This window comes from Streptomyces camelliae (assembly GCF_027625935.1).
Classification (GTDB): Bacteria; Actinomycetota; Actinomycetes; order Streptomycetales; family Streptomycetaceae; genus Streptomyces; species Streptomyces camelliae.
Genome location: NZ_CP115300.1, coordinates 2,828,228 through 2,842,654 on the forward strand (window position 1 = coordinate 2,828,228; position 14,427 = coordinate 2,842,654).

Annotated in this window: 13 protein-coding genes; 7 read left to right on the top strand and 6 right to left on the bottom strand. The window is 73.0% G+C overall.

Annotation, left to right across the window (positions count from 1 at the left end; all coding sequences use genetic code 11):
• Positions 1-36: 36 nt before the first annotated feature.
• Both O1G22_RS12680 and O1G22_RS12685 read left to right on the top strand, forming a co-directional pair.
• On the top strand, positions 37-1,872 hold the full coding sequence (locus O1G22_RS12680) for an HSP90 family protein (protein ID WP_270081460.1): 1,836 nt from the start codon (positions 37-39) through the stop codon (positions 1,870-1,872).
• Complete coding sequence (locus O1G22_RS12685) at positions 1,872-5,174, top strand: tetratricopeptide repeat protein (RefSeq protein WP_270081461.1); 3,303 nt, start codon at positions 1,872-1,874, stop codon at positions 5,172-5,174. Before O1G22_RS12680 ends, O1G22_RS12685 begins: the two co-directional genes overlap by 1 nt.
• Positions 5,175-5,210: 36 nt before the next feature.
• Here the strand turns inward: O1G22_RS12685 and O1G22_RS12690 are convergent, their stop codons facing one another.
• Positions 5,211-6,917, bottom strand: coding sequence for a DAK2 domain-containing protein (locus tag O1G22_RS12690; RefSeq protein ID WP_270081462.1), 1,707 nt, complete (start codon positions 6,915-6,917; stop codon positions 5,211-5,213).
• 258 nt (positions 6,918-7,175) lie between these two features.
• Between O1G22_RS12690 and rpmB the strand changes: the two genes are divergently transcribed.
• On the top strand, positions 7,176-7,361 hold the full coding sequence (gene rpmB, locus O1G22_RS12695; RefSeq protein WP_003993230.1) for a 50S ribosomal protein L28: 186 nt from the start codon (positions 7,176-7,178) through the stop codon (positions 7,359-7,361).
• 148 nt (positions 7,362-7,509) lie between these two features.
• Here the strand turns inward: rpmB and thiD are convergent, their stop codons facing one another.
• Both thiD and O1G22_RS12705 read right to left on the bottom strand, forming a co-directional pair.
• Complete coding sequence (thiD, locus tag O1G22_RS12700; protein WP_270081463.1) at positions 7,510-8,295, bottom strand: bifunctional hydroxymethylpyrimidine kinase/phosphomethylpyrimidine kinase; 786 nt, start codon at positions 8,293-8,295, stop codon at positions 7,510-7,512.
• The gene (locus O1G22_RS12705; RefSeq protein ID WP_270081464.1) at positions 8,292-9,257 is read right to left on the bottom strand and encodes a thiamine-phosphate kinase; all 966 of its coding nucleotides are present in this window, start codon (positions 9,255-9,257) and stop codon (positions 8,292-8,294) included. The genes thiD and O1G22_RS12705 overlap by 4 nt, the downstream gene beginning before the upstream one ends.
• A gap of 271 nt (positions 9,258-9,528) precedes the next feature.
• Here O1G22_RS12705 and O1G22_RS12710 point away from each other — a divergent pair, with 271 nt between their 5' ends.
• Positions 9,529-9,762, top strand: coding sequence for an Lrp/AsnC family transcriptional regulator (locus O1G22_RS12710; RefSeq protein WP_003997603.1), 234 nt, complete (start codon positions 9,529-9,531; stop codon positions 9,760-9,762).
• Positions 9,763-9,782: 20 nt separating this feature from the next.
• Positions 9,783-10,304 (top strand): DUF3515 domain-containing protein, encoded by a 522-nt coding sequence (locus tag O1G22_RS12715; RefSeq protein WP_270081465.1) that lies wholly within the window; start codon positions 9,783-9,785, stop codon positions 10,302-10,304.
• A gap of 12 nt (positions 10,305-10,316) precedes the next feature.
• On the opposite strand, the gene O1G22_RS12720 is transcribed toward O1G22_RS12715, so the two are convergent.
• The 3 genes from O1G22_RS12720 to O1G22_RS12730 all read right to left on the bottom strand — a co-directional run bounded on the left by O1G22_RS12720 (position 10,317) and on the right by O1G22_RS12730 (position 13,372).
• Positions 10,317-11,474: a D-alanine--D-alanine ligase family protein gene (locus O1G22_RS12720; protein WP_270081466.1), complete on the bottom strand. Its 1,158-nt coding sequence runs from the start codon at positions 11,472-11,474 to the stop codon at positions 10,317-10,319.
• Between the two features lie 81 nt (positions 11,475-11,555).
• Entirely contained in the window at positions 11,556-12,566 is a 1,011-nt protein-coding gene (locus O1G22_RS12725; protein WP_270081467.1) for an NAD(P)H-dependent glycerol-3-phosphate dehydrogenase, read from the bottom strand.
• Positions 12,563-13,372 carry a lysophospholipid acyltransferase family protein gene (locus O1G22_RS12730; protein ID WP_270081468.1) on the bottom strand — a complete coding sequence of 270 codons (810 nt, stop codon included), beginning with the start codon at positions 13,370-13,372 and terminating at the stop codon, positions 12,563-12,565. Before O1G22_RS12730 ends, O1G22_RS12725 begins: the two co-directional genes overlap by 4 nt.
• A gap of 198 nt (positions 13,373-13,570) precedes the next feature.
• On the opposite strand from O1G22_RS12730, the gene cofC reads away from it, so the two are divergent.
• Both cofC and O1G22_RS12740 read left to right on the top strand, forming a co-directional pair.
• On the top strand, positions 13,571-14,206 hold the full coding sequence (gene cofC, locus O1G22_RS12735; protein ID WP_270081469.1) for a 2-phospho-L-lactate guanylyltransferase: 636 nt from the start codon (positions 13,571-13,573) through the stop codon (positions 14,204-14,206).
• A 10-nt stretch (positions 14,207-14,216) separates the two neighbouring features.
• On the top strand, positions 14,217-14,420 hold the full coding sequence (locus O1G22_RS12740; protein ID WP_225099310.1) for a hypothetical protein: 204 nt from the start codon (positions 14,217-14,219) through the stop codon (positions 14,418-14,420).
• Positions 14,421-14,427 lie beyond the last annotated feature (7 nt).

Consider the following 14,427-nt stretch of genomic DNA (forward strand, 5'->3'; position numbering starts at 1 on the left):
CCGCGCCGCACGCACTCCCCCTCCGGCGCAGTGACGATGGACTCCCAGACCTCACAGTCATCCCAGGCATCCCAGTCACCTCACCCACCTCACACGTTCCAGGTCGACCTGCGCGGTCTGGTGGACCTGCTCTCGCACCACCTCTACTCCAGTCCCCGGGTCTATCTGCGCGAGCTGCTGCAGAACGCCGTGGACGCCGTCACCGCCCGGCGCGCCGAACAGCCCGATACCCCGGCCCGGGTACGGCTGTACGCGGACGGCGGGGCGCTGCGGGTGGAGGACACCGGCATCGGGCTCACCGAGGCGGACGTCCACGGTCTGCTGGCGACCATCGGCCGCAGCTCCAAGCGGGCCGACGGACTGCGCGAGGCCCGCTCCGATTTCCTCGGCCAGTTCGGGATCGGCCTGCTGGCCTGTTTCGTGGTCGCCGAGCGGATCCGGGTGGTCAGCCGCAGCGCTCGTACGCCCGATGCGCCGCCGGTGGAGTGGACGGCGAGCGACGACGGCTCGTACCGCGTCCGCACGCTGCCGCACGACGCCCGCCCCGAACCCGGTACGACCGTCCACCTGGTGGCGCGGGCCGGGGCCGGCGAGTGGCTGACCGAGCCCCGGGTGCTGGCCCTGGCCCGGGACTTCGGCTCGCTGCTGCCGTACGACATCCGGGTGGGCGAGGAGCCCGTCACCGACCTGCCCGCGCCCTGGGACCGGCCGTACCCGAGCCCCGCGAGCAGAAGGGTGGCGCTGGCCCGGCACTGTCATGAGCTGTTCGGGTTCACTCCGCTGGACTCGATCGACCTGGACGTGCCGCTGGCCGGGATCCGCGGGGTGGCGTACGTGCTGCCGGCGGCGGTCAGCCCGGCGCAGCGGGCGCGTCACCGGGTGCATCTGAAGGGCATGCTGCTGACCGAGCGGGCCGAACAGCTGCTGCCGGACTGGGCGTTCTTCGTGCGCTGTGTGCTGGACACCGACAGCCTGCGGCCCACGGCCTCGCGCGAGTCGCTGTACGAGGACGAGACGCTGGCCGCCGTGCGAGAGGCGCTCGGTGAAAGGATTCGCTCGTGGCTCACGGGACTCGCCGCCGGTGACCCGGAGCGGCTGCGGGCCTTCCTCGCCGTGCACCATCTGGGGGTCAAGTCCCTCGCCCGGCACGACGGCGAGATGCTGCGCACGATGCTGCCGTGGCTGCCGTTCGAGACGACCGACGGGCAGCTGTCCCTGGAGGAGTTCGCGCAGCGGCACCCGGTGGTGCACTTCACGCGGACCGTCGAGGAGTACCGGCAGGTCGCGCCGATCGCGTCCGCGCAGGGTATCGGCCTGATCAACGGCGGCTACACGTACGACAGCGAGCTGGTCGAGGCGCTGCCGTCGGTGCGGCCCGGGACACCGGTCGCCGAGCTGGACGCGGACACCGTGACCGCGCACCTGGACTCCGTGGACCCGGCCGAGGAGCTGGCGCTGTCGGCTTTCCTCGCCGCCGCGCGCGTGAAGCTCGACCCGCTGGGCTGTGACGTCGTCCTACGGGCCTTTCATCCGCTCTCCGTGCCCGCGCTGCACCTGGACGACCGGGCCGCCCGGCACGAGCAGGCACGCGCGGACGCCGAGGAGCAGGCCGACGACCTGTGGGCGGGCATCCTGGGCTCGCTGCGCGGCAGCGCCCCGCGCGCGCGTCTGGTGCTCAACCATCTCAACCCGCTGGTGCGGCGCATCGGTTCACTGCAGGACCCCGAACTGATCGGCACCGCCACCGAGTCGCTGTACGGACAGGCCCTGCTGATGGCGCAGCGCCCGCTGCGGCCGGCCGACTCGGCGCTGCTCAACCGGGCGTTCATCGGCCTGCTGGAGTGGGCCACTCATGGGGAAGGCGAGCGCTGATGGGTGAGATCACCGACTTCGAGGCACTGCGCCGGGCGATGGCGGAGAACTCCGAGCAGCCGGAGGGTCCCGCCCGCAACGCGCGCGCGGAGCAGCTCCTCGCCGACGCCGAGCGGCTGGGCATCCCGCTCGCCGTGATCGAGGCGCTCGGGCACCAGCTGAAGGTCTACAACTACAGCTCCGAGAAGGACAGGATGTTCGTCCCGTTCGCGCGGCTGCTGCGCATGTGGGACGAGCGGCCGGAGGACTTCGACGCGTACGAGACGCACGCGCTGCACTGGGTCTTCAAGTGGATGTCGGCGGGCATGCTGGACCAGCCGCACGTGCCGCTCGCCTCGGTCGAGAAGTGGCTCGGCGAGATGGCGCACCGCTACCGGCTCGCCGGGCACTCCGAACGGGCCGTGCACAGCGCCGAGTTCAGCGTGGCCGCCCACATCGGCGACCTCGCGCGCGCGGAGCGGGCCTACGACGCGTGGCTGGCCGCGGACCGGGACGAGATGGCCGACTGCCACGCGTGCGAGCTGCACGGGCAGGGCGAGTGGCAGGTCACCCGCGGCCGGGACGCCGAGGCCCTGGAGCTGTGGCGGCCGGTGCTGGAGGGCGAGTTCACCTGCGCGCACGAACCGCACACCGTGCTGGCGTCCTCGCTGGTCCCGCTGCTGCGGCTGGGCCGTGTGGACGAGGCTCGCGCGCATCACCTGCGGGGCTTTCGCCTCGTACGCCCGATGGAGTCGATGCGCGCCGCGTACGCCGACCATGTGGAGTTCTGCGCGCTGACCGGCAACGAGGCGCGCGGTCTGGAGCTGCTCGCCGAGCGGCCGGCGTACTTCACGGACACCGGGCACCCGCGCAGCCGCCTGGACTTCCTGGCCGTGGTGACCCTGCTGATGGACCGGCTGACCGAGCTGGGCCTCGGCGGCCGGCGGGTGCCGGGCCCGGCCGGGCGAAGCTGGACGGCGGACGAACTCGGCGCCCACGCGCGCGTGGAGACCCTGGAGCTGGCCGAGCGGTTCGACCGGCGCAACGGCACGTCGTACGTCGGCGACCGGGCACGCGCGCGCATGGCCCGACGCCCGCTGGTGGACCGCCTGCCCCTGGGCGTGCGCACGACGCGTACGGCACCGGCACCACCGCAGGCGCCCCCGCCGCCGGAGTCGTCCGACCTGGCCACCCGGCTGGCGGAGGCACGGCACCTGTCGGAAACGCTGCGCCCGCACGCGCTGGAGGCCTGGGCCGCGGTCGCGCAGGCGGCGGAAGACGCGGAACTGTCGCCCCGCGACCGCGCGGAGATCGCCGACCACGAGGCGATGGCCCGCGGCCCCGAGGGCATCGAGCTGTTCGAGCGGGCTGCGGCGCTGTACGCCGAGGCCGGCGACCCCGGCGAGGCGCTGGCGGCACGCGCGCGTGGAGCGTACGTCCGCGCACTGACCGGCGAGGTGGACGCGGCCCTGACAACGGTCACGGCCCTGTACGACGAGATCCTCGCCCTGTACGCCGACGAGGGCACCGGGGTACGGCAGACGGCGTCGGTGGTGATGAGCCGGGCCCGGATCCTGATGCGGGGCGTGCACGAGGGCACGGTGTTCGAGCCGGCGGCAGCCGGGACGACCCCGGACGGTTCGGCACCGGCGGGACCCACCTCGGGCAGACCAGAACCGGCCGAGGCGGCCCCGGAAGGGACGGAATCCGACCAACCGGCCCCACGGCAGGGCGAGCCGGGCCCGGAGGAAGCCGGCCCCGAGCAGCCGGCGCCTGGGAGCACCAGGGCGGACGGAACAGCGGCCGACCAAAGGGCCCCTCGGCAGAGCGAACCGGAGCCGGGGCAGGAGGCAGCCGGGACGCAGTGGCCGGTCCCTGAGGATGCCGGGCCGGACGGGACGACGGGCGGCCGACCGGCACCTCGGCAGAGCGAACCGGAGCCGGGGCAGGAGGCAGCCGGGACGCAGTGGCCGGTGTATGGGGGTGGTGGGGTGGATGCCGCCGCGCTCGCCGAGCAGGCTGTGCGGGAGGTGATCGCTCTCGTCGGCGGGTGTGATGCGCAGGACGTGCGGTTGGCGGCGCGGGCCGCGGAGGCGCGGGGGATGCTCGGTGAGCTGGCCGGGCTGCGCGGAGACGCCGGGCGCGCTGCCGCGTTGTTCCGCGAGGCCGTCGGCGCCTACATCGACGCCGGGCTGCCGTGGTTCGCCGTGGAGTACGAGGTGCAGGTCGCCTCCCTCGCCCATCAGGCCGGTGACGCGGCCGGGGCCGAGCGGGCGCTGCGGTCCGCCCTGGAGCACGGCGGGCCGTACGTGGAGCCGGTCGGTCGGGCCCAGTTGCATCTGCAGCTCGCCGAGGTCGTCGGCGGGCGCGGTGAGGTCGTCGAGGCCGCCGAACATGCCCTCCAGGCCGCGCACTGGGCCGACGAGGCGGGCGAGAGCGGCACGCTGGGCGCCTGGGCCAGGCAGCAGCTGGGCGGATTCCTGCTGCGGCAGGGGCGGTGCGCGGAGGCCGCGGAGGTGCTGGAGTCGGCCCTGACCGAGCTGTCCGCCGAGACGCACGGCGACGGGGCCGTCGTACAGGCGCTGTGGTGGCTCGGTGACTGTCTGGGCGAGCTGGGTGATCACCGGGCGGCCGCCGAACGCCGGCTGCGGGCCGCCGAGTTCGCCCGGCACTGGCCCGAGCAGCAGGACCACGCCACGCTCGCCCATCTCGCCGCCGAGTCCCTGGGCCACGCCGGTCTCCTGGCGGAGGCCGAGCAGGCGTACGCGCGCGCGGGCGAACTGTGGCGGGCGCTGGGCAACCCGCAGTTCCTGGTGCGCTCACTGCGTGCCCGCGCGTGGCTGGCCCTGCGCGAGGGCGCCGGGGCGGAGAGTGGGCGAGCGCTGATGGCGGACGCGGTGCGTACGTGCGAGGACGCGCTGGCGGCCGCCGCGGACCCGGTGGCCCGCGAGGAGCTCACGGCCGAACTGGGGACCACCCACCGCCAGTTCGGCGATCTGCTGGCCCGCTCCGCGACCGAGGAGGCCGACGAGGAGGACACGGAAGGGGCCGAGGACGGCTTGATCCAGGGTGCCTTCGAGGCCGCGCTGGGTCACATGGACCGGGCTGCCGCGCTGTTCGGCACGCTCGGCGCGGACGGGCTGCACAGCCGTACCGGTGCCGAACTGGCTGCGGGCTGGCTGGAGGCCAATCTCGGCAGGCCCGCCGAGGCGATCACACGCGCGCGTGCCGTGCTCGCGGCCTACGAGGACGCCGGCGACGAGGACGCGACGGTGCGGGAGCGGCGGACGGAGGCCACCCAGATGCTCGGCCTGGAGGACTGAGTCCCACGCGCACCCCAGCCCTCCCCTCCCCGCCCCTCACTCCACCCCGATGAGCAGCAGCGCCCCCTGCCGGCCTCCCCGGTACACCACGGTGTCGACGGCGAGGTAGGACTCGCGCACCCGGGTCTCCAGGTGGTCGGTGACGGTCTCGGGGGCCTCGTCGCCCACGACGAGGGTGACCAGCTCGCCGCCGGCCTGGAGCATGCGGTCCAGGACGGTGACCGCGGTGGCGGTGACGTCGGGGCCGATCACCGCCACGTCGCCGTCGATCAGCCCGAGGACGTCCCCGGCCTGGCAGATGCCGGCGGTCGTCCAGGACTCGTGCTCGGCGACGACGACCTCGGCGTACCGTGTGGCGCCGGCCGCCGAGGTCATCTGGACGACGTCCTCGTCGAACCGGCGTCCCGGCTCGTGCACCGCGAGCGCGGCGATGCCCTGGACCGCCGAGCGGGTCGGGATCAGGGCCACGCGGATGCCCTCGGCGCGGGCCTGCTCGGCGGCCGCGGCGGCCGTGTGGCGCAGCTCGGCGTCGTTGGGCAGCAGGACGACCTCGCGCGCGTGGGCCCGCCGTACCGCCTGCACCAGCTCCCCGCTGGCGGGCGGCTCCCCGGGGCGCGCGAGGACGGTGGTGGCGCCGGCCTCGGCGTACAGCCCGGCCAGGCCCTCGCCCGGTACGACGGCGACGACGGCCCGCTGCACCCGCTCGCGCGGGGGCCGTCCGCGCCCGGTGTGCACGTCCCCGAGCCCGAAGTGCGTGATCCGGATCCGGTACGGCCGCCCGGCCTCCACGCCCGCCTCCACGGCGGCACCGGCGTCGTCCACGTGCACATGGACGTTCCACAGCCCGTCGCCGCCGACCACGACCAGGGAGTCACCGAGGGCGTCGAGCCGTCCCCGGAGCCGGTCCACGGCCGTGTCGTCGGCCTCCAGGAGGTAGATCACCTCGTAGGCGGGCCCGTCGGGACCGTTTCCGTCGGCACACGGCCCGTTGCCGGAAACGAGCGCCACACGCGCGTGCGCCTCGGAAACGACGGCCACGACGCCCGGGCCCCCCGGCGCCTCCCTTACCGCCTCCCCCGTGCACGCCTCCACCAGCGCGCCCAGCACCGCCACGAGGCCGCGTCCGCCCGCGTCGACCACTCCGGCCCTGCCCAGCACCTCCAGCTGGCCCGGAGTCGCCGCCAGGGCCGCTCGGGCGCCCTCGTAGGCCGCGCGCGCGACCGCCCCGCAGTCGCCCTCGGCCCCCTCGGCGGCGTCGGCGGCGTCGGCGGCGGCCGAGGCGACCGTCAGCACCGTCCCCTCCACGGGGTGGGCCACGGCCTGCCGGGCGGAGTCGGCGGCCCGCCGCAGCGCCAGCCGCAGCCCGGCACCGTCGGTGCGGGACTCCTCACCGACCGCCTCGTCGTCCTCGGCGAGCACCTGGGCCATCCCCCGCAGCAGCTGCGCGAGGATCGTCCCGGAGTTGCCCCGGGCGCCGATGAGCGCGCCGTGGGCCATCGCGTGCACGGCATCCGCGAGGGACGGCTCCCCGTCGCCCGCCTCGTAACCGGAGAACACGGCCTCCACGGCCGTCGCCGCCGATTCCAGGGTGAGGTAGAGGTTCGTGCCGGTGTCCCCGTCGGCCACCGGGTAGACGTTGATCGCGTCGATCTCCTCGCGGGCCCGCCCCAGTGCGCCGAGGGCCAGACCGCACCAGGTGCGCACCGCGAGAGCATCGAAGAATGTCTGCGGCACCTGCGCCACCTGCGCCTCCCTGAGCCGGCCGTACGTGGGACGCAGCGTAGACCCCGATCGGGCGTCCGGCGGAAGAGGGCCGGGAGCGGGGCCCTGAGCTGCCATGGTAGTTTCCTAGGACGGACGCAGTCGTTGTATGCTGCTCCGGTTGCCCGATCCACATCGGGCTGTTCCCCTGGCACCGCCACTCAGATTCAGGTCTTACGATCTCGATTCCCGGCATGCCGGGATTAACCGTAAGTGCATCTGAAGTCTTTGGAGTGACCCGTGGCTGCCAACTGCGACGTCTGCGGCAAGGGGCCGGGCTTCGGCAACAACATCTCGCACTCGCACCGCCGTACGTCCCGCCGCTGGAACCCGAACATCCAGCGTGTGCGTACCGTGGTCGGCGGGACGCCGAAGCGCGTGAACGCCTGCACCTCGTGCATCAAGGCCGGCAAGGTCTCGCGCTGACGCCAACAGCTGAGCGCGCGGCCACTGCTGGTTCGCTGCACTGAGCCGGTCCACCTCTGGGTGGGCCGGCTTTTTGCCGTACCCACACGCGCCGTACCCACACACGCCGTACCCAGGCGCCCCACCCACGCGCCGTACCCGCGCCGGATCAGGCCCTGAAGCGCCAGCCGTGATCCACCGGCCCGATCCCCGCGCCCAGCGCGAACCCGGCCGCGATCGCGCCCGTGACGTACTCCTTGGCCGCCGTGACGGCCTCCGGGACGCATCGTCCCTTCGCCAGCCCCGACGCGATCGCGGAGGCCAGCGTGCAGCCCGTGCCGTGCGTGTGCCGGTTGGTGTGGCGCGGGGCCCGCAGCCAGTGCTCCGCCGAGCCGTCCGTCAGAAGATCCACGGCATCGCCGGTCAAGTGCCCGCCCTTGATCAGCACCCAGCGCGGCCCGTACGCCAGCACGGCCGCCGCGGCCCGTCGCATGCCCTCCTCCGACTCGACGCGCACCCCCGTGAGTTGGGCCACCTCGTCGAGGTTCGGCGTCGCCACGGTCGCCACCGGGAGCAGCTTCGTGCGCACGGAGTCCAGCGCGGAGGCGGCCAGCAGCGGGTCGCCGTGCTTGGAGACGCCCACCGGGTCCACCACGGCCGGCGCGTCCGTACCGGAGATCAACTCGGCGACCGTCTCGACCAGTTCGGCCGAGCCCAGCATGCCGGTCTTCACGGCCTGCACCCCGATGTCGTCCACCACGCTGCGGTACTGGGCCCGTACCGCCGCCGCGGGCAGCTCCCAGGCGCCCTGCACGCCCAGCGAGTTCTGCGCGGTCACGGCCGTGATCACGCTCATCCCGTGCACCCCGAGCGCCAGCATCGTCTTCAGGTCGGCCTGGATGCCGGCGCCGCCGCCGGAGTCCGAGCCGGCCACCGTGAGCACCCGAGGGATCATGACTCGATGTCCCCGAAGTGGTCCCAGCCGCCCTTGCTGGTCCAGGGCGCCCCGTCGACGGTCACCTGGGGCAGCGCGGAGGGGTTGAGGACCTCACCGATGACCTTCCAGCGGGCCGGCAGCTTGGTGTCCGGCGGGAAGGTCGCGACGATCGCGTGGTCCTCTCCCCCGGTCAGCACCCACTGCAGCGGGTCCACGCCGACGGCCTGACCGATGTCGTTCATCTGGGTCGGGATGTCGATCGCGCCGGAGCGGATGTCGATGCGGACCTTGCTCGCCTCGGCGATGTGCCCGAGGTCGGCGATCAGGCCGTCGCTCACGTCGCACATCGCGGTCGCGCCGAGCCCCGCGGCGGCCGGGCCCGCGTGGTAGGGCGGCTCGGGGCGGCGGTGGGCCTCCACGAAGGCGCGCGGGGAGCGGAAACCGCGGGAGAGGACCGCGTAACCGGCCGCGGACCAGCCCAGCCAGCCCGTGACGGCCACCACGTCGCCCGGCTGGGCTCCCGCGCGCGTGACGGGCTCCTGGTTGCGCAGATCGCCGAGCGCGGTGATCGACACCATGATCGTGTCGCCGCGTACGACGTCCCCGCCGACCACGGAGGCGCCCGCGACCTGGCACTCGTCGCGCAGGCCGTCCATCAGCTCGCTCGGCCAGGTCACCGGCAGTTCGGCGGGCACGACCAGGCCGAGCAGCAGGGCGGTCGGCACGGCGCCCATCGCGGCGATGTCGGCGAGGTTCTGGGCGGCCGCCTTGCGTCCCACGTCGTAGGCCGTGGACCAGTCGCGGCGGAAGTGCCGCCCCTCCAGCAGGATGTCGGTGCTCGCCACCACGCGCCGGTCGGGCGCGGCGACCACCGCGGCGTCGTCGCCGGGGCCGATCCGCACCGCCGGGGTGGTGGTGAGACGGGAGGTGAGCTCCCTGATGAGCCCGAATTCCCCGAGCTCACCAACAGTGCCCTTCATTTCCCTGGCTCCCCTTCTCTGCCTTGCCGTGCCCACTCGCGCGTCATCAGTGTCCCCGATACGGTCGAGATGACCGTCGTTGCGGTCGGTCCGACCGTCCGCTGCGGTCAGGATGACCGTCCGTTGCGGTCGAAGGCGACCGTCAACCTCCGCCGTGCCTGCACCCTGGCGCGCAAGCCCGGTTCCCGCAGGTCTCCCCTCGGGGAGCGGCGACGCGATACCGTGGCGTTCCTTTTCCCCACATGATCCTCGTGGCCGCCCTGGAGGTTCCGTGGTACAGGCGTACATCCTGATCCAGACGGAGGTCGGCAAGGCGTCGACCGTCGCCGAGACCATCAGCAAGATCCCTGGAGTGATCCAGGCCGAGGACGTGACGGGTCCGTACGACGTCATCGTGCGCGCCCAGGCCGACACGGTCGACGATCTCGGCCGCATGGTGGTCGCCAAGGTCCAGCAAGTGGACGGCATCACCCGCACCCTGACCTGCCCGGTCGTGCATCTGTAGCCCCCGTCTACGCTTGGCCGGTGAACATCTTCCGTCACCGGCCCCTCGTCCTGCTCGCGCCCGCGCTGCTGCTCGCGGTCGCGGGCTGTTCCTCGGCAGACGACAGCGCGACGGTGGCGGTTCCCACCCCCGACGCGAGGACGGCTCCGGTGTGCCGGGCCCTGCACCGGGTCCTGCCGCAGAAGCTCGACGGTCGCAGCCGCAACGACCCCGCACCCCGGTCCGCCTACACGGCGGGCTGGGGAAGCCCGGCGATCATACTGCGCTGCGGTGTCGCACGGCCGCCGAAGATGGTCGATCCGAAGGTGGCCGAAGGGGGCGACCGTGACGCGATCGCGGGCGGGGTGGACGGCGTCGACTGGCTGATGGAGAAGCTCGGCGACGGCACCTGGCGGTTCACCACGGCCAATCGCACGGCCTATGTGCAGGTCAGCCTGCCCAAGGGGATGTCCGCGCAGGAGGAGGGCACGACGGTGCTCACGGGGCTCGCGTCGGCCGTGAAGGAGGCGATCCCGACGGGGATCGCCTCCATGCGCGGATGACCTGCCAGCCGGTCAGCGAAGCCCGGTCGGGCGGCGCAGCGCGGCCTGGACCAGGCGGTCGATCAGCTCGGGGTAGCTGACGCCGGTGGCCTGCCACATCTGCGGGTACATCGAGATCGGCGTGAAGCCGGGCAGGGTGTTGACCTCGTTGATCACGAACTCGCCGTCCTCGGTGAGGAAGAAGTCCGCGCGGACCAGGCCCTCGCAGGAGACCGCCTCGAACGCCTCCACCGCGAGCCGGCGCACCTCGGCCGTCTGCTCCTCGGTGAGCGGCGCCGGGACGATGCCGGGCGTGGAGTCGATGTACTTGGCCTCGAAGTCGTAGTACGCGTGCGCGTCCGGCGGCGGGATCTCGGCCGGCACGGAGGCGCGCGGGCCGTCCTCGAACTCCAGGACGCCGCACTCGATCTCACGGCCGCGTACGGCGGCCTCGACCAGGATCTTGGGGTCGTGCGCCTGCGCGGTGGCGATCGCCTCGTCCAGGCCGGACAGGTCGTCGACCTTGGTGATGCCGATGGACGACCCCGCGCGCGCGGGCTTCACGAACAGCGGCCAGCCGTGCTCGCCGGCGAAGTCGATGATCTTCTTGCGGGCGGCGGACTCGTCCTGCGCCCACTCGCGGGGGCGGATCACCAGGTACGGGCCGACCTTGAGCCCGAAGGAGGTGAAGACCCGCTTCATGTACTCCTTGTCCTGGCCGACGGCCGAGGCGAGCACACCGGCGCCCACGTACGGCACCCCGGACAGCTCCAGGAGGCCCTGGAGGGTGCCGTCCTCGCCGTAGGGGCCGTGGAGCACCGGGAAGACCACGTCGACCTCGCCGAGCGCCTTGGGCACGGAGCCGGGCTCGGTGTAGACGACCTCGCGGTTGGCCGGGTCGACGGGGAGCACCACGCCGCCCTCGTGCGACTCGGCGAGCTGGTCGACGCTGGGCGTGCGGCGGTCGGTGATGGCCATGCGCTCCGGCTCGTCGGCGGTGAGCGCCCACCGGCCGTCCTGGGTGATGCCGATCGGCAGGACGTCGTACTTCGTCCGGTCGATGGCCTTGAGGACGGCGCCGGCGGTGACCACGGAGATCCCGTGTTCGGAGCTGCGCCCGCCGAACACGACGGCCACACGCGGCTTCCGCGACGGCTGCTCAGGGCTCTGGGGAAGGTTCTCGGTGCTCATATCGCGTTGAGAGTACCCGTTGGTAGAGCCCGGATACAGCGTCGACTCCGCCCGGGAACGGACAAAGACGGGCGGGTTCGCTCAGCGTCGTTCCGGCTTCGCGCTGCGCGACATCAGCTCCTTGACGGCGGTCACCGGCGACTTGCCCTCGTGCACGATGGCGACGACCGTCTCGGTGATGGGCATGTCGACGCCGTGCCGGCGGGCCAGATCCAGCACGGACTCGCAGGACTTGACGCCCTCGGCGGTCTGCTTGGTGACCGCGATGGTCTCCTCAAGGGTCATGCCCTTGCCGAGGTTGGTGCCGAAGGTGTGGTTGCGCGACAGCGGCGAGGAGCAGGTGGCCACCAGGTCGCCGAGGCCCGCGAGTCCGGAGAAGGTCAGCGGGTCGGCGCCGAGCGCGACCCCGAGCCGCGCGGTCTCGGCGAGGCCGCGGGTGATGAGCGAGCCCTTGGCATTGTCGCCGAGCCCCATGCCGTCCGCGATGCCGACGGCGAGCCCGATGACGTTCTTCACGGCACCGCCGAGCTCGCAGCCCACCACGTCGGTCTCCGTGTACGGGCGGAAGTACGGCGTGTGGCAGGCGGCCTGCAGGCGGCGGGCGACGGCCTCGTCGGCGCAGGCGACGACGGCGGCGGCGGGCATCCGGGCGGCGATCTCGCGGGCCAGGTTGGGCCCGGTGACGACGGCGATGCGCTCCGGGCCGACCTTGGCGACGTCCTGGATGACCTCGCTCATCCGCATGGTGGAACCGAGTTCGACGCCCTTCATCAGGGAGACGAGCACGGTGTCCGGGGCCAGCAGCGGGGTCCACTCGGCGAGGTTCTCGCGCAGGGTCTGGGAGGGCACGGACAGGACCGTGAAGTCGGCGCCGGCCAGAGCCTCGGCGGGGTCGGTGGTCGCCCGGACGTTCTCGGGGAGTTCGACGCCCGGCAGGTAGTCGGGGTTGGTGCGGGTGGTGTTGATCGCCTCCGCGACCTCGGCACGCCGGGCCCACAGGGTGACCTCGCATCCGGCGTCGGCGAGCACGATGGCGAAGGCCGTGCCCCACGAACCGGCGCTGAAGACCGCCGCCTTGACCGCCTTGCTCACTTGCCCTGCCCCTCCGGTTCGCTGCCCTGCGTCTGTGCCTGGTGGGTCTGCGTCTGGGTCTGCGTCTCGGTCTGCGCCCGGGTGCGGCGCCGCTGTTCGATCCGCTCGCGGCGCGGGTCGTAGGGCGTCTCGGGCGCCTTCTCGCCGCGGATCTCCTCCAGCAGGCGGGTGATGGCCGCCATGATGACCTCGGTGGCCTCCTTGAGCAGCTCCGGGGTCATCTCCCTGCCGTAGAAGCGCGAGAGGTCCACGGGCGGGCCCGCGAGCACGTGGTGCGTCTTGCGCGGAAAGAGGTTCGGCTTCTTGGCGTACGCCGGCAGCAGTTCGTTGGCGCCCCACTGGGCGACCGGAATCACCGGGCACTTGGTCTGCAGGGCCACGCGGGCGGCGCCCGTCTTGCCGGTCATGGGCCAGCCGTCCGGGTCGCGGGTGAGGGTGCCCTCGGGGTAGAAGGCGACGCACTCGCCGCGCTCCACGGCGTCGATCGCGGCCCGGAAGGCGCTGAGCGCGTCGGTGGACTCGCGGTAGACGGGGATCTGCCCGGTGCCGCGCATGGCGGCGCCGATGAATCCCTTCTTGAAAAGTCCGCTCTTCGCCAGGAATCGCGGAACACGTCCGGTGTTGTACTGATAGTGCGCGTACGCGAAGGGGTCCACGTGGGAATTGTGGTTCACCACGGTGATAAATCCGTCCTCGGCCGGAATGTGCTCCATTCCGCGCCAGTCCCGCTTGATCAGAATCACCAGCGGCGGTTTGCAGATCACCGCGGCGAAGCGGTACCAGAAGCCGATTCTGCGGCGGGGCACTAGGACACCTTCCTCTAGGGGCTGCCACCCCGGCGGGGGCCGCAACAGTGTCGCCCCGGACCGCCGGTCTGTCGAGAACACCGTACGCCCGCCCGTCGCCCACCCCACCCTTGCAAGGAGCTTCGCACACCCCCTGATTTTCGTGTCCTCGGATGCCCCAGGTGACAATGAGCGCGACAAGAGAGGGACGGTACGCCGGTGCAGTGGACCTTGGTCATCCCCCTGAAACCGTTGGCGCGGGCCAAGAGCAGGCTGTCGGACACGGCGGCGGACGGGGTGCGCCCGGGGCTGGCGCTGGCGTTCGCGCAGGACACGGTGGCGGCGGCGCTGGCGTGTGCGGCCGTGGCGAGTGTGGCGGTCGTCACGGACGACGAGCGGGCCGGCCGCGAGCTGGCGGCGCTGGGCGCACGCATCGTCCCCGACACCCCCGCGGACGGCCTGAACGCCGCTCTGGCGCACGGCGCGGCCGCGGTGCGCGCATATCGCCCCTGCGCCCCCGTGGCGGCCCTGAACGCCGACCTGCCGGCCCTGCGCCCGCTCGAACTGGCCCGCGTACTGGCGGCCGCAGCGGAATTCCCCCGCGCGTTTCTCGCGGACGCGGCGGAGATCGGCACGACGTTGCTGGCCGCGGGCCCGGAACAGGAATTGCACCCGGCGTTCGGCCCCGATTCGCGCAGCCGCCACCGCACCTCGGGCGCAAAGGAACTCACCCTGGCCGGCGTGGATTCGGTACGGCAGGACGTGGACACCGGGAATGATCTGCGTGCGGCGCTGGCCCTGGGGGTGGGGCCGTACACGACTGCTGCTGCGGCGGGTTTGCTGAGCGCCCCGTAGGCTGAACATCATGCAGGCCACGGCATACACCTACGACCCAGCGACGCGCAGCGGACAGGTGCTGCTCGACGACGGCACCCCCCTCCCCTACGACACCGCCGCGTTCGACGCCGGGGGCCTGTTGCTCCTGCGGCCCGGGCAGCGGGTGCGGATCGAGACCGAGGGCGAGGGGAACGCCCTGCGGATCACGCTCGTCACCCTGCAGACCCTGTAACTGCCCG